Below are 19,739 nucleotides of genomic sequence, written 5' to 3'. Positions count from 1 at the left end.
TGGACCAATCGGGTCAACAGGGCCGTCGTGCCGTTGAGTTGACGACTCGTCGGACGGGCTACCTGAGCAGCTCGTCGGCGAGCGGGCTGCGCGCGTACAGCACCACCCGGCCGTGCCGGGCCCGGCTGACCAGACGGGTGTCGGCGAGCACGGCCAGGTGCTGGCTGACCGCGCCCGGGGTGACGCCGAGCCGCCGGGCCAGCTCGGTGGTGCTGGTCGGCTCGTCCAGCATGGTCAGCAGCCGCGCCTTGGGCACCCCCACCAGCTGCTCCAGGGCCCGCCGGGTGGGCGGCGGCACCGCCGGGCCGGCCATCGTCCGCTGCCCGCGGGCCGGGTAGTTGATCACCGGCGGGTGCTCGTCGCTGATGTTGGTGATGGCGCCGCGGGCGAAGAACGTCGGGGTGAAGACCAGGCCGCGGCCGCCCACCGCGATGTCGGTGTCGCCGTCGCTCCAGTCGCGGCGGATCGTCAGCACGCCGTCCTGCCACAGCAGCCGCGGGTCCAGGTCCTCGAACAGCGCCGCCGCGCCGCGCTCCGCCAGCACCCGGGAGCGGTGCACGATGTCCGCGTGCAGCACCGACCGGGCGCGCGGCCACCACTGCGGAGCCAGGCAGTGCGTCCAGTACGCCTCCAGCGCGTCCGCGATCGAGGCGATCAGCCCGGCCGGATCGGCCAGCCCGTCCGCCAGCGGCGGCGGCAGCCGCCGGTCGTGCGGCAGGAAGGTCCGCTCCAGCTCGCCCCGCAGGAGCTCCGGCGCGAGCGCCCGCACGACGGCCAGCTCGGCCGGGAACTCTGGGAAGGGCGTGCTCGGCCGCGGGGTCAGGAAGTCCGGCACGTAGCGGTTGGTCGCGACCAGCGAGCGGAGCAGCGGCGCGCAGGCCAGCTGCTCGAACACCGGCCGGATCCCCTCGAAGACCGGCGTCTGGTGGACGTACGCGCCCGGGTGCGTCCACATCCGCAGGCTGAGCACCGTCTCCTGCAGCGGTGAACAGGCGAAGGAGGCCGCTGCGAGGTCCTCCAGGCCGAGCCGGAAACGGTGCACGTGATCCCCCATTCGTCAGCCCCCGGCTAAATCAATACCGGTGACTGATCCGCATGCGGTGCGATGATGCCATGACCACGACCTCCACGGGGGCGCCCACGGCGTCCCGGGCATCCTCACGCCTGCTGCACCCCGATCCGACGGTCCGCAGACTCGCCGCCATCACCCTGGTGAACACGCTCGGCAACGGCCTCTTCATGACCCTGGGCGCGCTGTACTTCACCAGGATGCTCGGCCTGCCCGCCGCGCAGGTCGGCATCGGCCTCACCGCGGCGGGCCTGTGCGGCGTCCTGATCGGCGTCCCGGCCGGCCGCGCCGCCGACCGCTGGGGGACCAAGCCCGTGCTGCTCGCCCTGGTCGGCGCCGAGGCCGTCGGCACCGCCTGCTACCCGCTGGTGTCCGGCTTCACCGCCTTCGTGCTGCTCGCCTGCGCCGTCACCGCCACCGACCGCGGCACCGCGACCGTCCGCAACGCCCTCTACGCCGAGGTGCTGCCGCCCGACCGGCGGGTCGCCGGCCGCGCCTACCTCCGCGTCGTCACCAACGTCGGCATCGGCGTCGGCACCGGGATCGCCGCCCTCGTCCTCGTCGCCGACACCCGCGGCGCCTACACCGCCGCGATCCTCGCCGACGTCGCCACCTTCGCCGCGGTCTTCGCGATGTACGCCCTGCTGCCCACCCCGCAGGCCGGGCCGCGCGGCACCGCGGACGAGAGCGCACCGCGGACCGGTTCCGCCCTGCGCAACCTGCCCTACCTCGTGGTCGCCGGGCTGGCCGGCGTCCTCGGCCTGCAGTTCGCCATGATCGAGGTCGGCGTGCCGCTGTGGATCGTCGACCACACCGAGGCACCGCGGGTCCTCGTCGCCTGCACGCTCGTCGTCAACACGATCCTCGTCGTCGCCCTCCAGGTGCGGGCCACCCGCGGCACCGAGGAGCCGACCGCCGCAGCCCGGATCTTCCGCCGCGGCGGCGTGCTCGTCGCGCTCTCCTGCGCCGCCTTCGCCCTCGCCGGCGGGCTGCCCGCGTGGGCCGCGGTGCTGGTGCTGCTCGCCGGTGCCTCGCTGCAGGCCCTCGGCGAGGTGCTCGGCCAGGCCGCCGGCTGGGCCCTCGGTTACGACCTCGCGGAGGAGGGCGCGCACGGCGAGTACCAGGGCGTCTTCAACACCGGGTTCTCCGCGGCGATGATGCTCGGCCCCGTCCTGATCACCACCGCCGTCATCGGCCACGGCACCCTCGGCTGGGCGGCCCTCGCCGGGCTCTTCGCCGCGGCCAGTGCGGCGATGGTGCCGGCGGTGGGGTGGGCGCTGCGGCGCAAGGCGGCGACGGCGGCCTGAGGCAGAGGGATCAGCCGGAGCAGGGGAGCGTGGGGGCACCTCCCGGCCGCAGTCCGGGGGAGAACTGCGCAGTGCGGGGTGGCGGTCACGACAGCACGGGTCAAGCCGTGATCCGTACGGTGGCCCGCCTCCGGATTGCGCAGTTCCCCGCGCCCCTGGTGGTCCTCAGCGGACGACGTCCGGGACCGGGCGGGTGTAGGGGCGGTCGGTGGGGGTGACGGCGGTGGCGGGGCCGGCGGCGCGGAGGACGACGTCGAGGACGTGCTCCGGGTCGCAGGCGTAGCCGCCGCTCGCCCAGGCCGGGTTGGCCTCGACGACGGCCCAGGTGCCGTCGTCGAGGCGGCCGACGTCGACCACGACGGCGCTCGGCAGACCGCCGGCGGCCAGGGCGTCGGCGGCGAAGGAGAGCACCTCGGGGCCGGCCTCCGGGGAGACGGCCAGGGCTCCGTCGACGGCGTACCGGCTCGCCGTCCGCACCGCGCCGTCCAGCACGAAGAGCCGGTACTCCTCGGCGAACGCGACCACGTCGCTGATCTGGACGAGGGTGTCGTCGTCGAGGGCGTCCGGGCCGGGCAGCCCGCTGCCGTCCGGGTAGATCCGGGCCGGGAAGAGCTTGTCGACCGGCGGCTTCAGGAACGCCGGGCGGCGCAGCCGGCGGGCCTCGGCGAGCGTGGTGCACTCCACCCGGCGGCCGAGCAGTTCGGCGGGCAGCGTGGCCAGCCAGTCGGCCGGCGGCTCCAGCGGGGCGACGCCGAGGGCCCCGGCGGCCACGTCGGCGAACAGCGGCCCGCCGTACAGGTGCGCGGGCCGCAGACCGGCGAGCTCGTCCGGGACCTCCCAGCGGACGGCGGTGTGCGCCCGCAGCCCGCGGCGGCGGGCGCAGGTGAGCAGGTGCAGACCGGTGTCGTTGATCCGGGGGGCGAGCAGGAGGAGCGTCATGGGGACTCATGCTGGCCCGCCGCACCCGCCGCGGCCAGCGGATTTCCCGGGTCGTACTGGCCGACCGGACGGTCGGCGTGCCAGAGTCCTCCCGAGCGCGTCCGACCCACCCTCAGCCGGAAAGCAGGCCATCCGCGATGACCAGCGAGAGCCCTCTCGTCCGCATCACCACCGCCGATGCGGTGACGACCCTCGAACTCGACTCCCCCCACAACCGCAACGCCCTCTCCACCCGTCTGATGGCGGAGCTGGCGAAGGGCCTGACCGAGGCCGCGGCCGACCCGGCCGTCCGGGCGGTGGTGCTCGGCCACACCGGCAAGGTGTTCTGCGCCGGCGCCGACCTCTCCGAGGCCACCGGCAGCGACCCGACGGTGGGCCCGCGCGGGCTGGTGGACATCCAGCGGGCGATCGTCGACTGCCCCAAGCCGGTGATCGCCGTGATCGACGGCCACGCCCGCGCGGGCGGTCTCGGCCTGCTCGGCGCGGCGGACATCGCGATCGCCGGCCCGGCGTCGACCTTCGCCTTCACCGAGGTGCGGCTCGGCCTGGCGCCCGCGGTGATCTCGCTGCCGCTGCGCCCCAAGCTGGACCCGCGGGCCGCCTCCCGCTACTACCTGACCGGCGAGACCTTCGGTCCGGCGGAGGCCGCCCGGATCGGCCTGATCACCGAGGCCGCCGACGATGTCGCGGGTGCGCTGAAGGTGCTGCTGGACGCCGTCCGGCAGGGCTCGCCGCAGGGTCTCGCCGAGTCGAAGCGGCTGGCGAACGCGGCCGTGGTGGACTCCTTCGAGCGGGACGCCGAGGAGCGGGTCGCGCAGTCCGCGCGGCTGTTCGGTTCGGAGGAGGCACAGCAGGGCATGCGGGCCTTCCTGGAGCGCCGCCCGGCCCCCTGGGCGCAGTAGCCGGCAGGGGGCCGGTGCGAGCGGGTCGGCCGTCAGCTCCAGTTGACGGCCGCGCCCGTCCGCCACAGGTCCAGCAGCGAGGCGTCGCCGGAGACGGCCGCGGCGTCGGCCCCGCGGCGGTTCCACAGCAGCAGGTAGAGGTCGTGCGCGGGGCCGCTGACGGTGCAGTCGGCGGGCCCGGCGCCCGGCTGCGCCTGCGGGGGCTCCTGACCGATCGTCACCAGCCAGCTCTCCGGCCGGTCGGTGGGCCGGACGGCCAGGGTGCGCGGCTCTTCGCTGCGCAGCCGGGACTTCGGCCGGGGCAGGAAGCCGGTCAGCAGTTCGGCCAGGCCGTCGGCGGCGACGGCCGGGGCGACCGGGCTCGCGGCGGTGCCGGCGGCGGACTCCGCGTCGACCCGGTGCACGGTGGTCTCGTGCAGCTGGCGGCGGGCCCAGAAGGCGAGCGGGGAGGGCGCCGGCAGGAAGCTCCAGCACTCCAGGTCGGCGGGGGCGGACCGCAGGACGGTCACCAGGTCGGCGTGCCCGGTGCGGAACCACTCCACCAGGTCGGCGTCGGCGGGCGCCGGACCCCAGGCCGCCTCCTGGCCGGCCGCGTCCAGCGGCCGGGCCAGTCCACCCTTGACGTGCGCGGCGGCCCAGCGGTGCACCTGGCCGGTGTGCAGCACCAGGTCCCGCAACCGCCAGTCGGGGCAGGTCGGCACGGGTGCGTCCAGCGGCGTCGCGGCGGCGGCGTCGGCCAGCAACACGCCCTCGTGGTGCAGGACGTCGACGAGCTCGGGAATCTCCATGGCGCGAGTCTGCCAGGCCCGGCGCCGGCCGGTGTGATGTTGATCGCCCGGCGCCTCGCCGGGGGCGCCCGCCCGCTACGGTGATCGCATGCCGACCGCCCGTACCCTCCTCGCCGCCGCCCGCCTCCGGGGCCGCCGCGCCGCCGGCCACGTCGTGCACCGGGCGTGGAAGTGGGTGCAGGAGACCGGGGCGGTCACCAACCGGACCCCGGGCCCGTACCGGTTCGGCGAGCTCGGCGACGGCACCAAGCTGGCCTTCCCGCTCGGCGCGGTCTTCAACGAGCAGTGGATCACCATCGGGCCGTTCTCGATCATCGGCGAGCGGGTCACCATCTCCGCCGGCTTCCTGCCCGGCCTGGACCTCGGCCCCGAACCGATCGTCAGGATCGGCGGCGGCTGCGTCATCGGCCGCGGCAGCCACATCGTCGGCCACCAGTCGATCGTCCTCGGCGACGACGTGTGGACCGGCCCGAACGTCTACATCACCGACCAGGCGCACGAGTACCGCGACACCGACCTGCCGATCGGCAAGCAGTGGCCGCGCAACGAGCCGGTGGAGATCGGCGCCGGCTCGTGGATCGGCACCGGCGCGGTGATCCTGCCCGGCTCCCGGATCGGCCGCAACGTCGTGGTCGCCGCCGGGGCGGTCGTCCGCGGCGACGTCCCCGACCACAGCGTGGTCGCCGGCGCGCCCGCCAAGGTCGTCCGCAGCTGGTCCGCCGACGAGGGCTGGCAGCCGCCGCTGCGCCACGACGCGCCGCAGCCGATCCCGGACGGCGTCACCGCCGAGCAGCTGCGCGCCCTGGTCGGCTGGGACCTGCGGATCCCCGGCCAGGCCGGGCCCGCCGACGAGAGCACCGCCCGCGCCGCCGACTGACCCGGCCCGGCCGACGGCCGCCCGGGTTCAGGGGCTGACCGCGAGGACCAGGTAGGCCGCCAGCACCGCCAGGTGCACGGCGCCCTGCAGCGGCGTCGCCCGGCGCGGGATCACGGTGAGGGTGCCGACCGCGACGGTCAGCGCCAGCAGCACCATGTGCGAGGCGCCGAGGCCGAGGATCAGCGGACCGCTGAGCCAGAGCGAGGCGACCGCCACCGACGGCACGGTCAGCCCGATGGAGGCCAGCGAGGAGCCGAGCGCCAGGTTGAGGCTGGTCTGCACCCGGTTGCCCGCCGCGGCACGCAGCGCGGCAATCGTCTCCGGCAGCAGCACCAGCAGCGCGATCACCACGCCGACCACCGAGGCCGGCAGGCCCGCGTCGGCGACCGCCGACTCGATGGTGGGGGAGACCCCCTTGGCCAGGCCGACCACCGAGACCAGCGCGACCGCCAGCATGCCGAGGCTGGACCAGGCCGACCGGCGGCTCGGCAGGTCGCCGTGGTCGTCCTCGTCCAGCAGCTCGCCCTCGGCGCCGACCGGCAGGAAGTACTCGCGGTGGCGCAGCGTCTGGGTGGTGACGAACAGTCCGTACAGGCCGAGCGAGGCGATCCCGGCGAAGGTGAGCTGCGCGGTGTTGAACTGCGGGCCGGGCGTGCTGGTGGTGAAGGTCGGCAGCACCAGGCTGAGGGTGGCGAGCGTGGCGATGGTGGCGAACGCGGCGCCGGTGCCCTCCGCGTTGAAGACCGCGACCCGGTGCTTCAGCGCCGTCAGCAGGATCGACAGGCCCAGCACCCCGTTGCAGGTGATCATGACGGCGGCGAAGACGGTGTCCCGGGCGAGGGTGGCGTTCTTGACCGGGGCGTCCACCATCAGCGTCACGATCAGCGCCACCTCGATCACGGTCACCGCGACGGCCAGCACCAGCGAGCCGAACGGCTCGCCCACCCGGTGGGCGATCACCTCGGCGTGGTGCACGGCGGCCAGCACCGCCCCGGCCAGGAACAGCGCCACCACCGCGACCACCGGGCCGGGCAGCGACCGCCCCCAGGTCAGGATCAGCATCACCAGCGCCAGCACCGGCACCGCGACGGTCCACTGGACGAGGCCCCGGCGGATCAGGTCGATCATCCGTCGAGCTTCCCATCCCGGCCGGGCACCGCCCGGGCAGCGCCGCCGGGGTGTCGGGGGTTCGCCTCGACGGAGGAGGCGTCAGGCCCCGGTCCGGACGGCCTCCCAGGCGTCCGCCACCAGCCGGTCGAGCGCCGACCGCTCGGCCCGCCAGCCGAGCTCCCGCCCGATCCGGCCGCAGTCCGACACCAACCGGGGCGACTCCGGCAGCGCGGGCCGCCGCACCACCGGCACCGGACGGCCGGTCAGCCGCTCCACCGCCGCGACGACCTCCCGCATGCTCGCGGGCGTCGCCCCCACGTTGTAGACCCGGCAGCCGCCGTGCGCCGCCGCCACCTCCCGCGCCCCGAGCGCCCGCAGGTACGCCTCGGCGACGTCGTCCACGTGCACGAAGTCCCGCACCACGCCGCCGTCGCCGTTCAGCTCCAGCGACGGATGCCGTCCGGCGGCCACCGCCAGCGCCCGCGGCAGGATCCGGGCCTCGTCCACGTCCCCGGCCCCGGCCGCGTTGAAGCAGCGCAGCACCACCGCCAGGACCTCGCCCGCCGCGGCACGGTCCGCCAGTGCCCGCTCGGCCGCCAGCTTGGACTCGCCGTACGGGCTGCCCGGCGCCGGCTCCACCGACTCGTCGATCGGCTGCCGCTCCGGCGCGCCGTACACCGCCGCCGTCGAACCGAGCACCACCAGGGGCCGGGCGCCGCTGCCGCCGGGCCGTCCGCGCAGGGCGTCCAGCAGGGCGACCGTGCCGCCGAGGTTGACCTCGTGGTGCGCCCGCGGGTGCACCACCGACTCCCGGCCGCGGGTCAGCGCCGCGAGGTGGCAGACCGCGTCGACCCCGGCCACCGCGGGCGCCAGCGCCGCCGCGTCCCGCACGTCGGCGCGGTGCACCTCCGCGACCGGCAGCCCGCAGGCGTCCGTGCGGCTGCTGCTCAGCGCCCGCACCTCGTGCCCGGCCGCGGCGAGCCGACTCACCACCGCCCGCCCGACGAACCCGAACGCCCCCGTCACCAGGACCTTCACGACCACTCCCCGCGCAGGTGAAAACCGATTGCCGCCCCGCCCGCCATGCTGCCACGCTCACCGTCATGACGATCCGAAAGGCCGGCCCCGCGACGTCCCGGTGACCGCGATGGCCCCCATGATCCCCCCGCACGTCGACCGCCTGCCCCGCCCCGAACGCGCCGCCGCCCTGGCGGGCCACGGCCGGGCCCTGACCGCCGACCGGTACCTGCGGCTGCACGCCGCACTGGACGCCGGCGACCACGACGACCGGCACACCGCGCTCTTCCTCGCCGTCGTCCGCCGCGACCTCGACCGGGTCACCGCTGCCCTCTCCGACCCGCTGCTCGCCCACCGTGCGCTCGCCGCCGCCGGACGCCTCCCCGTCCCCGACGAGGCGCTCGCCGACCTCGTCCGCAGCGCACCCCGCGAGCTGAGGCACGACCTCTACCGGCTGCTGCGCCGCTCCCGGCGGCACGCCCTCGCCGAACGGCTGCTCCCGGAGGTCCGCGACCGCCACGACGCCCGCGAGGCCGCCCGGCTGCTGCCCGCCTGCACCCCCGCCGCCGTCGACCACTGGCTGCCACGGCTCGCGGTGCCCGACGGCGTGCTGCAGTCGCTCGCCCGCACCGCACCCCTCGCCGTCGCCCGCCTGCTCACCGCGGAGGCCGCGCCCGACCGGCCCGGCCCGCAGCTCCCGCACCGGCTGCGCGAGCGCCTCGCCTCCGTCGCCGCCCGCGACCGGGCCGCCGCCGAGCACCTGCTCGCCACCGCCCCCGACGTGCTGCCGCCCGACGCCGTGCTGAGGCTGCTCGACCGGCCCGGCCCGGTGCTCGCCGCGATCCGCTCCGGCGCCGTGACCCGGCTGCGGCCGCCCGCCGGCCCCCTGCCCGCCGCGGCCGAACGGGCCGCCCGCGCCCTGCCGCCCGAGGACCTGCGCACCCTCGCCGAAACCTGCCGCCCCCGGCCCGCCCGGGGGATCTTCCACCGGGACGCCTGGGGCCCCGAGCCCTACCTGCTGCTGCTCGACCCCGACACCCGCCTCGGCGTCGCCCGCGAACGCCTCGCCGCCCGGCCGAACACCCGGCGCCCCGACCTCACCACCCTGCTCAGCCTCGACCCGCCCGAGCGGGCCGGCCTCCTCGCCCCCGCCCTGGCCCGCACCACCGACAGCCCGTACCTCCAGGCCGGCCTGCTCGCGCTGCTGCCCTTCGACCGCGCCGAGGAGGGCCTCACGGCCCTGGCCGGCCACCACCGGCACACCACCCGGATGATGGGCCGCACCGGCCTGCTGCGCGCCGCCGCCCAGCAGGACCCGCAGACCTGGGCCCGTGTCCTGCACGGTCTCGAACGCGCCTGGCACGACCACCCCGAGGCCCGCGAACCGGTGCTCGCCGAGGCCGCCCGCACCCCCGAACACCTGCTGGCCGCCACCCCCGAACAGGTCCTGCGGGACGCCGTCCTCACCACCGCCCAGGCCCGCGACAGCACCCCCGGATGCCTGCGCGCCGCCGACACCTGGCTCCGCCGCACCCTGCGCCGGGCCGGCAGGGACGGCGACACCGGGCGGGCCGCCGCCCTCCTCGTCCTCGCCGTCCACCTGCACGAACACCCCCGCTGGACGGCGCCCGCCGAACCGCTCGGCCTCTCCCCGGCCCGGGCCGGTGCCGTCTGGACCCGGCTGCTGCGCACCCCCGGCTTCGAACGGCCCGAGCGCCTGCTCGCCGCCGCCGAACTGCTCCCGCCGCTGCCCGCCGTCGACACCCTGCTGGACCGCCTGGTGACCGGCGACCACCCGCCCGCGCTGCTCGCCCGCGCCGCCCGGGTCCGGCTGCGCGCCCCCGGCGCCCGCGGCACCCGCGAGCGGCGCTGCGCCGCGCTGGTGGCGGCCGATCCCGGCTGGGCCCGGGTGGACGAGGTGTTCGCCGTCCTCGCCCGGCGGCGCACCGACCTGCTGCCCGACGTCCTCGCCGCGGGCCGCACGCACCCCGGCGGACGGTTCGGCGACGGCTGCGGACCCTGGCTGCCCGCCCTTCCCGCCGATGCCGACCGGCGGGCCCGGGCGGCACACACCGCACTGGTCGGCCCGGTCGCGTCCGACGAGGGCGAACCGCTCGCCGTCCGGTCCGCAGCGGCCGCGGTGCTCAGCGACCCCGACCGGCTCGCCGCCCTCGCCGGGCACGCCCCGCAGCCGGTCGCCGCCGCCGCCCTGCTCCGGCTGGCCGACCGCGCCGAGCCGTCGGCCGCACTGCCCGTCCTGCTCGCCCACCTCGGCGGCGGAGTCCGCGGCCGGGCCGCCGTCCAGGGCGTCCGCCGACTGCTCGGACGGCTCCCCGAGGCCGACGGGGTACGGCTGCTGGGGGACCTGCTGACCCGGCCGGGCCTCGCCGTCGGCGTCGGCAAGGAACTCGCCCGCGCCCTCGCCGACCTCCCCGACCGGCCCGCCGCCGACCTCGCCCTGCGGGTCTGGGAGCTCCCCGCCCTGCACCGGGACGTCCGGGCGGTCCTCGCCGCCGGGCTCACCCGCCACCTCGACCGCCCGGGCGTCGCGCCGCGACTGGCCGCCGCCCTCGGCGAGGAGGCGGTGCGCGAGGCCGTCCTCGGCATCCCGCACCTGCGGCTCCCGGCCGCCTGCCGGGCACCGTTCGACGGGCTGCTGCGCGCCGCGGTCCGGGACGGCGACCCCGCCACGGCGGTGCAGGCGCTCGCCGTCCGCCGCTCGCGCGGACCGCTCGACGAGGACACCGTCCGGGCCGTCGTCGAGCGGCTGCGGCGCCCGGACGAGCCGGACGAGGTCCGGAGCTCCGCCGTCGCCCTCCTCGCGGACCGGCCGACCGAGCCGGCCGTCGCCACCTGGTGGCCGCAGCTGGTCGAACGGCTCGCCGACGAGGCCCGGCACGACCCGCGGCAGCGCCGGCGCCTCGCCGAACTGGCCGACCACCGCTCCGGCACCGCCGTGCCGCCGGTGCTGCTCGACCCGCTGGTCCCGGCCCTGCTGGGCGCCGGGCTGCCCGCCCGCGCCGCGGCGGCCGCGTTCGGCGCGGCCCTCGGCGCCCTGCTCGCCGGAGACCTCGCGCCGCACCGCTGGGACACCCTGCTCGACCTCACCCGGGACCGGCCGAACCGGCTGCCGGCGCCGGCCTTCCCCGGCGCACTCCGGCCAGACCCGGCGCTGCTGCACCAGGTCACCGAGCGGCTGCGCGCCGACGGCGGCACGGCGGCCGGCCTGCTCGGGGTCCGCCTGCTGACCGCCCACTTCCGCTGGACGGACTCCGACGCCCTCCGGTCGGCGCTCGCGCCCTGGCAGCAGCACCCCGACCCGGACGTCGCCGAGCAGGCCCTGGTCGCCACCGACTGACGGCGGTGGGTGGGGCGGGTGCGGCCCACGCGTTCGGGGCAGCCCTGGTCGGGGCCCGGTGTTCCTCGCGGCCGCGGCTGGCGTGCGCCGAAGGGCCGGCCCTCCCGCGGTGGGAGGACCGGCCCTCGGGGGTGTGCCGGGTGGAGCGGTGCGGACGGTCAGGCGGTGCGGCGCGGGCGGCCGGCGGTGACGGCGAGCAGACCGGCCAGCGCGGCCGCGGCGGCGACACTGGTCAGGGCGAAGGGCAGGCCGACCGCGTCGGCCAGGAAGCCGATGACCGGCGGGCCGATCAGCATGCCCGCGTAGCCGAGGGCGGAGGCGGTGGCCACGCCCTGCGGGCCGCCGGTGGCGCCGGCCCGGCCGATGGCCAGCGGGAAGATGTTCGCCAGGCCGATGCCGACCAGGACGAAGCCGCCGAGGGCCGCGGGCACCGACGGGACGAGGGCCGCGATCAGCATGCCGACGGCCGCGGTGAGACCGCCGAACAGCATCACCCTGGTCGCGCCGAGCCTGATGGACAGCCAGGTGCCGCTGACCCGGCCGGCGGTCATCGCGAAGGCGAAGGCGGCGTAGCCGGTGGCGGCCAGGCCGGCGCCCGCGTGCACGTCGTCGGTCAGGTGCAGGGTCGCCCAGTCCGCGAGCGCGCCCTCGCCGTAGGCGGTGCACAGCGCGGTGAGACCGAGCAGGACGACCAGCAGGCGCGCGTGCCGGGCCGCCGGAGCCGCCGTCCGGGGCGTCCCGGCCGCGGCGGAGGCGGCGGGCGGGGGAGCGTCGCCCTCCGGGTCGCGCAGCAGGACCGCACCGGCGACCGCGGTGACCAGCAGGCCGAGCACGCCGCCGAGGGCGAGCGCCCACGCCGTGCTGAGGGCGCCCGCCAGCAGCCCGCCGACCGCGGCGCCGAGCAGGCCGCCGAGGCTGTACCCGGCGTGGAAGCTCGGCATCACGGGGCGCCGCAGCCGGGCGACGAGGTCGACGGCGACGCTGTTCATGCTGACGTTGGCGGCGCCGTACCCGGCACCGAAGAGCAACAGGACGGCGCCGAGCGCGGCCACCGAGTGGGTGTGCGCCGGCAGCGGCACGGCGAGGCTCAGCAGGGCCACGGAGCCGACGGTGACGCGGCGGCTGCCGTACCGCAGGCAGAGCCGGCCGACCAGGGCCATGGTGGCGACCGCGCCGGCCGAGATGCAGAGCAGGGCGAGGCCGAGTGCGCTGTGCGAGGCGTGCACCTGGGCGCGCACGTCGGGGATGCGCACCACCCAGGCGGCGAACAGGAAGCCGTCCATCGCGAAGAAGGCCGTGAGGGCGAGCCTGGCGGCGGACCAGGTGCGCGGGGCACGGACCGCCGCGGTGGCGGCGGTGATGGCGGGGTCGGTGGCGGTGTCGGCGGCGGAGGACCGGGCTTCTCTTTTGTTCAGTAGCGGCACAAAGTCAGAATAGAGGAGTGCCGACCTCACCCACAAGTGCCCAGCCCCCGACCGAGCCGCCGCACTGCCGGCCCGCGCCGGACGCCGACGAGACCCGCCCCCCGGCGTCCCCCGGAGCGAGCGGCTCCGCCGCGGCCGAAGCGCGCCGTCCGGCCGCCGACGGCCGGACGACGCCCACCGACCACCGCAGGCCTGCACCGGACCGCGGCCGCAGCCTGCTGGGGCCCGCCCTCGAACTCGTCCACACCGGACGGGCACCGACCCGCTCCGCGCTGACCGGTGCCCTCGACGTCACCCGGGCCACCGCGGGCGCCGTCACCGGCGAACTCGAGGCGCTCGGGCTGATCACCGTCGACTCCCGGCCCGCGGGCGGCGGCCGCGGCCGCCCCTCGCACCGCCTCGCCGTCAACCCGGCCGGACCGGTCGTCGTCGCCGCACAGATCCACGCGGACAGCCTGAGCGTCGCGCTCGCGGGCCTCGGCGGACGCCTGGAGGGCGTCCGCTACCTGCCGCTGCCGGCCGCGACCGACCCGGTGCGGATGCTGCGGGCCGTCGCCGAGGCCGGCGCCGACCTCGCCCGCGCCACCACCCGCCGCTGCCTGGGCGTCGGCCTGGCCCTGCCGAACCCGGTCACCGAACCGGACGGCACCGCCCTCGCCGCCCTGCACTTCGCCTGGCCCAGCGGCACCCCGGTGGCCGACCTGTTCGCCCAGGAGGTGCGGAGCGCCGACTTCGGCCCGCGCGCCCGCAGCCCGCTGCCCTCCGCCGTCGCCAACGACGCCAACCTCGCCGCCCTCGCCGAGCACCGCCACGGTGCCGGCCGGGACGCCCGCCACCTGCTGCTCGTCACCTCCGGCCACCGCGGCGTCGGCGGCGCCCTGGTGATCGACGGCCGGCTGCACACCGGCAGCGCCGGACTCGCCCTGGAGGTCGGCCACCTGACGGTCGACCCGCAGGGCCGCCCCTGCGTCTGCGGCAACCGCGGCTGCCTGAACGCCGAGACCGACCCGGAGGCGCTGTTCGTCGCCGCCGGCCGCACCCCCGACCCCGGCGGCCCGATCCTCGACCAGGCCCGCCGGCTCGCCCGCTCGGCCGCCGACGACCCCGCTGCCGCCGAAGCCGTCGCCCACGTCGTCGACCGCCTGGGCCTCGGCCTCGCCGGCCTGGTCAACATCCTCAACCCGGACCGGATCGTGCTCAGCGGCCTCCACCTCGACCTGCTCGCCGCCGCCCCCGAACGGCTCGCCGCGGTCGTCGCCGACCGCTGCCTGTGGGGCCGCAGCGGACGCGTCCCGATCGTGCCGGCGGAGGTCGACCACGCCGGCCTCGCCGGAGCCGCCGAACTCGCCTGGCAGCCGTACCTCCAGGACCCGCAGGCGGTGTACGCCGCCCGCGGCTGACGGCCCGCCGGCCGGGGGCGGTGGCCGTGCCGCTCGATGCGGTGCGGCACCCCGCCGTGCGGAACGGCGGTCGTGCCGCGGCGGGCGATGGCACGATGGGAGGGTCGTGCACGGGTGGAACGAAGGGGTGGCGGGCCGATGCCGTACGAACTGGACCACGTGGTGCTGTGGGTGGCCGATCCGGTCCGCTCGGCCGCGTTCTACCGCGACGTGGTGGGGCTGGAGCCGGTCCGGCTGGCCGAGTTCGAGAAGGGCCTCGCGCCGTTCGTCAGCATGCGGGTGACGGAGCGGACGCTCGTCGACCTGGTGCCGCTGACGGTCGCTCCGCAGCTGAACGCCGCGCCGGGTGCCGAAGGGAGCGCCGGCAACCGGCTCAACCACGTCTGCCTGGCCACCTCGGAGCAGGAGTTCGAGGCGCTGCGGACCCGGCTGGAGGCCGGCGGGCACCCGGTGACCCCGTACGCGGAGAACTCGTTCGGGGCCCGCGGCACCGCGCCGCGCACCTACTACTTCGCCGACCCGGACGGCAACGTCCTGGAGGCGCGCCACTACGGCTGAGCCGCGCCGTCCGGTCGGGGCCCACCGTCCGGTCGGGCCTCCGGTGGGGGCCCACCGTCCGGCCGGGGTTCCGCGGTGTCGCCGAGCGCCCGGGCCTCGGCGACGAAGCGGGCGACGAGCGGGTTGCGGTCGCCCCGCCGATGGACGAGGCCGACGACGGTCCGGGCGCCGTCGGGGGTGATCGGCCGGAAGGCCACACCCCGCATCCGTACCCGGCGCACGCCCGCGGGGGCGAGGGACACCCCCAGCCCCGCGCCCACCAACGCGGCGACCGTCTGCCACTCCACCGCCCGCTGGGCGACCCGCGGCTCGAACCCGGCCGCCCGGCACACCCCGACGATCCGGTCGTGCACCGTCGGCCCGCACTCGCGCGGCAGCAGGACGAACGGCTCCTCCGCCAGCCCGGCCACCGGGACGGCCCGCCGGCCCGCCAGCCGGTGCCCGGCCGGGAGGACGGCGACGAACCCCTCCGACCAGAGCGGCTCCACCACCAGGTCCGGGTCCTGCGGGGGCTCGCGCATCAGCCCCACGTCGAGGACGTGCTCGTGCAGCGCCGCGACCTGTGGAGCCGTCGTCATCTCGCGGATCTCCAGCTCCACACCGGGCCGGTGCTCGCGGAAGGTGCGCAGCAGGTCCGGCAGCACGGTCGGTGCCAGCGAGGCCGCGAACCCGATCCGCAGCCGGCCCGCCTCTCCCGTGGCGACCCGCCGGGCCGCCGCCAGCCCGGACGCGACCTCGTCGAGGGCCCGGCGCGCCGCCGGCAGCAGCTCCTCGCCCGCCGCGGTCAGCGACACCCGCCCCGGCCGGCGCTCGAACAGCGGATGGCCGACCCGCTCCTCCAGCCGCCGGATCTGCTGGCTCAGCGGCGGCTGCGCCACGCCCAACCGCTCGGCGGCACGGCCGAAGTGCAGTTCCTCGGCCAGCACGGTGAAGGCGTGCAGCTGGTGCAGGGCGAGCTCGGGACGGTCCTCCATATCTCCCGGGATATCACAGCCGGACCCAACAGGTATTGGACGTATCGCGGTGGTCGCGCCTACCGTCCCTGCCATGGGAGAACGCCGGACGATCCTCAGCGGATCGCTCTTCGAGGAACGGATCGGGTACGCCCGGGCGGTGGTGGACGGGGACCGGGTGCACGTCTCCGGCACGACCGGCTTCGACTACGCCGCCATGACCATCGCCGAGGACGTGGTGGCACAGGCCGAACAGTGCCTGCGCACCATCACCGCCGCACTCGCCGAGGCCGGCTGCACCCTCGCCGACGTCGTCCGGGTGCGCTACCTGCTGCCCGACCGCGAGGACTTCGAGCCCTGCTGGCCCGTGCTGCGCCGCGCGTTCGGCGAGGTCCGCCCGGCCGCCACCATGATGGTCTGCGGCCTCGCCGACCCGCGGATGAGGATCGAGATCGAGGTGGACGCACGACGGCCCGCCACCGGCTGACCGGTGACGGGCCGTCGGGGGCAGCCTGCCGGGAGCAGTCCGCCGGGACCGCGGGAGCGCCGCGGCCGCCGTCCGCCGCAGCGGCTCACGCCGAGAAGCCGAGGCGGCCGACGGTGCGCCGGCGCAGCAGCCGCAGCAGTGGAGCCGGCCGGCGGGCGGGCGGTTCACCCCCGCCCCGGGCCAGGCTGGCGAGCCGGTCGGCCTCGTGACCGCGCACCGCGACGGGCACGCCGATACCGAGGTCACGCTCGCCGGACAGCTCGACGAGGGCGGCAACGAGTACGGAGTAGTCGCTCATTCTGAGTTCCTTTCGGCTGATCACCTCTGACCTCAAGGATGACGGCCCGTCATGACAGCAGGTTTGCAGGCGGGTCTCGCTCTCATGGCGGATCGGGGACCGGAGGTTACATCCCGGTGACCCGCCACCGGAGGGTGGTGCGGGCCGCCTTCGGCCCCGGCCGGCTCCGGTCGGGGGCCGGTCGGCCCGTGGTCGGCCGTGGTCGGCCGTCGTGACCGGCCCCGGTCCGTCGGGAATCACCGGACACCCCGGCACGTTCTGCCGGGCATGACGCTTCCACCCGGTACCGAGGTCCTGCGCTACGCCGCCTTCACCGCCGACCCGGCCGGCGGCAACCCGGCCGGAGTGGTGCCCGACGCCACCGGGCTCGACGACGACACGCAGCTCGCCGTCGCCGCCGGGCTCGGCTACTCCGAGACGGCCTTCCTCACCGCCCGGGGCCCGCGGACCTTCGCGGTGCGGTACTTCAGCCCGCTCGCCGAGGTGCCGTTCTGCGGCCACGCCACCATCGCCTCCGCCGTCGCCCTCGCCGAGCGGATCGGCCCCGGCCCGCTGCTCTTCGAGACCAAGGCCGGCCCGGTGCCGGTCGAGGTCGCAGCCGACGCCGAGGGCCGGCCGGTCGCCACCCTGACCAGCGTCGAGCCCGCCGTCGAACCCGTCTCCGACGCGGACGTCGCCGAGGCACTGGCCGCCCTCGACTGGAGCGCCGACGACCTCGACGAGACCCTGCCGCCGCGGATCGCCTACGCCGGTGCCCGCCACCTGGTGCTGGCCGCCGCCACCCGCAAGCGGCTCTCCGAGCTCGCCTACGACTTCGACCGGCTGGCCCGGCTGATGACCCGGCTCGACCTGACCACCCTGCAGCTGGTCCACCGGGTCTCCGACACCGTCTTCCACGTCCGTGACCCCTTCCCGGTCGGCGGGGTCGTCGAGGACCCGGCCACCGGCGCCGCCGCGGCCGCCTTCGGCGCCTACCTGAGCGAGTTGGAGGGCCTCGGGCAGACCGTCCTCACCCTCCACCAGGGGGAGGACATGGGCCGCCCGGGCGTCCTCCGCGTGGAGCTGCGGGAGGGGGAGCGGCGGGTGCGGGTGAGCGGCGCCGCCGTCCGCATCCCCGACCCGCAGGGCTGACCGGATCCCCGACCGGATGCCCGATCGGCAGGGCTGACCGGACGCCTGATCGGCAGGGCTGACCGGATGCCCGGTCAGCCGGGTGCCGGGGGTGCCGGGCCTGCGCCACGCGGCGGGGACGGGGGGCGCGTACTCCCGGGGGAGTAGGCGCGCCCACCCCGGCAGGCTGACGCCGCGGTGGCCGGACGGCGACTAGCCTTCCCGGCATGACCGACGAACCGCCGCCCTGGCAGCCGCCGTGGGTCCGTGCCGCGAAGGCGGGCTGGCCGGTCGCCTCCTCGGTGCTGGTCGCGGTCGCGCAGCTGGCCGGGACGGGCGCGGCCGCCCGCCACCAGGGCGGACGCCTCCCGCTGGACGCCCTCGGCTACCTGCTGCTCCTGCTCGGCCCGGTACTGCTCCTGTTCCGGCAGCGCCGCCCGGTCGCCGTGGTGGTCGGCACCACGGTCGTCACCGTGGCCTACCTGCTGGCCGGCTACCCGTACGGACCGGTGTTCCTCAGCCTGGTGGTGGCCTTCTGCGCCGCCGTGAAACGCGGCCACCGGCGCGCCGCCTGGGCCTGCGCGGGCGCCTTCTACGCCGCCCACCTGCTGATTTCCTTCGCGGTGCCGCAGGACTGGCTGCGCGGTCCGGCCGCACAGCCCAACGGCTGGCAGGAGCTCGGCATCGCCGCCTGGCTGCTGCTGGTGATGGCCGTCGCCGAGATCCTGAGGTTCCGCGCGGAACGGATGGAGGCCGTCCGGGCCGCCGCCGAGCAGGCCCGGCGGCGCAGGGCCGACGAGGAACGGCTGCGGATGGCCCGCGAACTGCACGACATCCTCGCCCACAGCATCTCGCTGATCCACGTCCAGGCCGGCGTCGCCCTCGAACTCCTCGACACCCGCCCCGAGCAGGCCAGGACGGCCCTCACCACGATCAAGGCCGCCAGCAAGGAGGCGCTCGGCGAGGTCCGGCAGGTGCTGGGCACGCTGCGCGGTCCGGACGCCGCGGCCCCGCGCAGCCCCGCCCCCGGCCTCGACCGGCTGGACGAGCTCGCCGAGCAGGCCCGCCAGGCCGGGCTCGCGGTCTCGGTGCACAGCCGCGGTCGGGCCCGCAGCCTGCCGGCCGGGCTCGACCTGACCGCCTTCCGGATCGTCCAGGAGGCCCTGACCAACGTCATCCGCCACTCGGCGGCCCGCAGCGCCGACGTCCTGCTCGACTGGTCGGGGGAGGGGCTGGCCGTCCGGATCGACGACCCGGGCCCGGCCGGGGCCGGCGAGCCGGGCGGCTCCGGCAGCGGTCTCATCGGCATGCGGGAGCGGGTCGCGGCGGCCGGCGGCACGCTGGAGGCGGAGCCGCGGCCCGACGGCGGATTCCGGGTCCTCGCCCGGTTGCCGATCGGCGGCGGCGGCCCGCAGGACTCGACGGGAGGCGGACCCCGGTGATCAGGGTGCTGCTCGCGGACGACCAGGTGCTCGTCCGGGCGGGCTTCCGTGCACTGCTGGACGCGCAGCCCGACCTCGAGGTGGTCGGCGAGGCCGACGACGGCGAGCAGGCCGTCGCCCTCGCCGCCGAACTGCGGCCCGACGTTGTCCTGATGGACATCCGGATGCCCCGGCTGGACGGACTCGCCGCGACCCGCAGGATCGGCGAGGACCCGGCGCTCGACGGCGTCCGGGTGGTCGTCCTCACCACCTTCGAACTCGACGAGTACGTCTTCGAGGCGCTGCGGGCCGGCGCGGCCGGCTTCCTCGTCAAGGACACCGAACCAGCCGAACTGCTGCGCGCCGTCCGGGTGGCCGCCGCGGGCGACGCCCTGCTCTCGCCCGGCGTGACCCGGCGGCTGATCGGAGAGTTCGCCGCCCGCTCCAAGGCGCCGGCGACGGGAGGGCCGACCGCGCTCGCCGCACTCACCGACCGCGAGCGGGAGGTGCTGGCGCTGGTCGGCCTCGGCCTCTCCAACGAGGACATCGCCCGCCGACTGGTGGTCAGCCCGCTCACCGCCAAGACCCACGTCAGCCGGGCCATGGTGAAGCTCGGCGCCCGCGACCGCGCCCAACTGGTCGTCCTCGCCTACGAGTCGGGGCTCGTCCGGCCCGGCTGGCTGGGCTAGTGTTCTGCGCCGGGCCGTCGGACCGGTGCACC

The 19,739-nt window shown here is 76.9% G+C and carries 18 protein-coding genes; 10 read left to right on the top strand and 8 right to left on the bottom strand.

Annotation, left to right across the window (positions count from 1 at the left end; translation table 11 throughout):
- Positions 1 to 58: 58 nt before the first annotated feature.
- The gene (locus AB0O09_RS19925; RefSeq protein ID WP_363542992.1) at positions 59 to 1,042 is read right to left on the bottom strand and encodes a helix-turn-helix domain-containing protein; all 984 of its coding nucleotides are present in this window, start codon (positions 1,040 to 1,042) and stop codon (positions 59 to 61) included.
- A gap of 71 nt (positions 1,043 to 1,113) precedes the next feature.
- Here AB0O09_RS19925 and AB0O09_RS19920 point away from each other — a divergent pair, with 71 nt between their 5' ends.
- Positions 1,114 to 2,376, top strand: coding sequence for an MFS transporter (locus tag AB0O09_RS19920; protein WP_363542990.1), 1,263 nt, complete (start codon positions 1,114 to 1,116; stop codon positions 2,374 to 2,376).
- 165 nt (positions 2,377 to 2,541) lie between these two features.
- On the opposite strand, the gene AB0O09_RS19915 is transcribed toward AB0O09_RS19920, so the two are convergent.
- A complete protein-coding gene (locus AB0O09_RS19915) occupies positions 2,542 to 3,315 on the bottom strand; it encodes an ATP-grasp domain-containing protein (protein WP_363542988.1) in 774 nt (257 codons plus the stop codon).
- A gap of 137 nt (positions 3,316 to 3,452) precedes the next feature.
- Between AB0O09_RS19915 and AB0O09_RS19910 the strand changes: the two genes are divergently transcribed.
- On the top strand, positions 3,453 to 4,217 hold the full coding sequence (locus AB0O09_RS19910; protein ID WP_344625085.1) for an enoyl-CoA hydratase family protein: 765 nt from the start codon (positions 3,453 to 3,455) through the stop codon (positions 4,215 to 4,217).
- A 32-nt stretch (positions 4,218 to 4,249) separates the two neighbouring features.
- Here the strand turns inward: AB0O09_RS19910 and AB0O09_RS19905 are convergent, their stop codons facing one another.
- On the bottom strand, positions 4,250 to 5,005 hold the full coding sequence (locus tag AB0O09_RS19905) for a maleylpyruvate isomerase family mycothiol-dependent enzyme (RefSeq protein WP_363542986.1): 756 nt from the start codon (positions 5,003 to 5,005) through the stop codon (positions 4,250 to 4,252).
- Between the two features lie 88 nt (positions 5,006 to 5,093).
- Between AB0O09_RS19905 and AB0O09_RS19900 the strand changes: the two genes are divergently transcribed.
- On the top strand, positions 5,094 to 5,882 hold the full coding sequence (locus tag AB0O09_RS19900) for a DapH/DapD/GlmU-related protein (RefSeq protein WP_363542985.1): 789 nt from the start codon (positions 5,094 to 5,096) through the stop codon (positions 5,880 to 5,882).
- A 27-nt stretch (positions 5,883 to 5,909) separates the two neighbouring features.
- On the opposite strand, the gene AB0O09_RS19895 is transcribed toward AB0O09_RS19900, so the two are convergent.
- On the bottom strand, positions 5,910 to 7,010 hold the full coding sequence (locus AB0O09_RS19895; protein WP_363542983.1) for an ionic transporter y4hA: 1,101 nt from the start codon (positions 7,008 to 7,010) through the stop codon (positions 5,910 to 5,912).
- An 81-nt stretch (positions 7,011 to 7,091) separates the two neighbouring features.
- Positions 7,092 to 8,030, bottom strand: a complete 939-nt coding sequence (locus AB0O09_RS19890) for an NAD-dependent epimerase/dehydratase family protein (protein ID WP_363542982.1) — start codon at positions 8,028 to 8,030, stop codon at positions 7,092 to 7,094.
- A 118-nt stretch (positions 8,031 to 8,148) separates the two neighbouring features.
- Between AB0O09_RS19890 and AB0O09_RS19885 the strand changes: the two genes are divergently transcribed.
- Positions 8,149 to 11,367 carry a hypothetical protein gene (locus AB0O09_RS19885; protein WP_363542980.1) on the top strand — a complete coding sequence of 1,073 codons (3,219 nt, stop codon included), beginning with the start codon at positions 8,149 to 8,151 and terminating at the stop codon, positions 11,365 to 11,367.
- Between the two features lie 158 nt (positions 11,368 to 11,525).
- On the opposite strand, the gene AB0O09_RS19880 is transcribed toward AB0O09_RS19885, so the two are convergent.
- Complete coding sequence (locus tag AB0O09_RS19880) at positions 11,526 to 12,791, bottom strand: MFS transporter (protein WP_363542978.1); 1,266 nt, start codon at positions 12,789 to 12,791, stop codon at positions 11,526 to 11,528.
- 215 nt (positions 12,792 to 13,006) lie between these two features.
- On the opposite strand from AB0O09_RS19880, the gene AB0O09_RS19875 reads away from it, so the two are divergent.
- Positions 13,007 to 14,191, top strand: a complete 1,185-nt coding sequence (locus AB0O09_RS19875) for an ROK family protein (protein WP_363543005.1) — start codon at positions 13,007 to 13,009, stop codon at positions 14,189 to 14,191.
- A gap of 138 nt (positions 14,192 to 14,329) precedes the next feature.
- Complete coding sequence (locus AB0O09_RS19870; RefSeq protein ID WP_363542976.1) at positions 14,330 to 14,749, top strand: VOC family protein; 420 nt, start codon at positions 14,330 to 14,332, stop codon at positions 14,747 to 14,749.
- Here AB0O09_RS19870 and AB0O09_RS19865 read toward each other — a convergent pair.
- Positions 14,740 to 15,723, bottom strand: coding sequence for a LysR family transcriptional regulator (locus AB0O09_RS19865; RefSeq protein WP_363542974.1), 984 nt, complete (start codon positions 15,721 to 15,723; stop codon positions 14,740 to 14,742). The two genes, AB0O09_RS19870 and AB0O09_RS19865, sit on opposite strands and share 10 nt — an antisense overlap.
- A gap of 73 nt (positions 15,724 to 15,796) precedes the next feature.
- Here AB0O09_RS19865 and AB0O09_RS19860 point away from each other — a divergent pair, with 73 nt between their 5' ends.
- On the top strand, positions 15,797 to 16,189 hold the full coding sequence (locus tag AB0O09_RS19860; RefSeq protein WP_363542972.1) for a RidA family protein: 393 nt from the start codon (positions 15,797 to 15,799) through the stop codon (positions 16,187 to 16,189).
- 85 nt (positions 16,190 to 16,274) lie between these two features.
- On the opposite strand, the gene AB0O09_RS19855 is transcribed toward AB0O09_RS19860, so the two are convergent.
- Positions 16,275 to 16,487, bottom strand: a complete 213-nt coding sequence (locus AB0O09_RS19855; RefSeq protein WP_363542970.1) for a hypothetical protein — start codon at positions 16,485 to 16,487, stop codon at positions 16,275 to 16,277.
- Positions 16,488 to 16,754: 267 nt separating this feature from the next.
- Between AB0O09_RS19855 and AB0O09_RS19850 the strand changes: the two genes are divergently transcribed.
- From AB0O09_RS19850 to AB0O09_RS19840, 3 genes are all read left to right on the top strand, one after another.
- Complete coding sequence (locus tag AB0O09_RS19850; RefSeq protein WP_363542968.1) at positions 16,755 to 17,618, top strand: PhzF family phenazine biosynthesis isomerase; 864 nt, start codon at positions 16,755 to 16,757, stop codon at positions 17,616 to 17,618.
- A gap of 206 nt (positions 17,619 to 17,824) precedes the next feature.
- Positions 17,825 to 19,039: a sensor histidine kinase gene (locus AB0O09_RS19845; RefSeq protein ID WP_363542966.1), complete on the top strand. Its 1,215-nt coding sequence runs from the start codon at positions 17,825 to 17,827 to the stop codon at positions 19,037 to 19,039.
- A complete protein-coding gene (locus tag AB0O09_RS19840; RefSeq protein ID WP_363542964.1) occupies positions 19,036 to 19,707 on the top strand; it encodes a response regulator transcription factor in 672 nt (223 codons plus the stop codon). The genes AB0O09_RS19845 and AB0O09_RS19840 overlap by 4 nt, the downstream gene beginning before the upstream one ends.
- The last annotated feature ends 32 nt before the right edge of the window (positions 19,708 to 19,739 follow it).

The sequence above is a fragment of the Kitasatospora sp. NPDC093679 genome (genome assembly GCF_040683455.1).
GTDB lineage: Bacteria > Actinomycetota > Actinomycetes > Streptomycetales > Streptomycetaceae > Kitasatospora > Kitasatospora arboriphila.
This window is presented reverse-complemented; position numbering and strand designations above follow the sequence as displayed.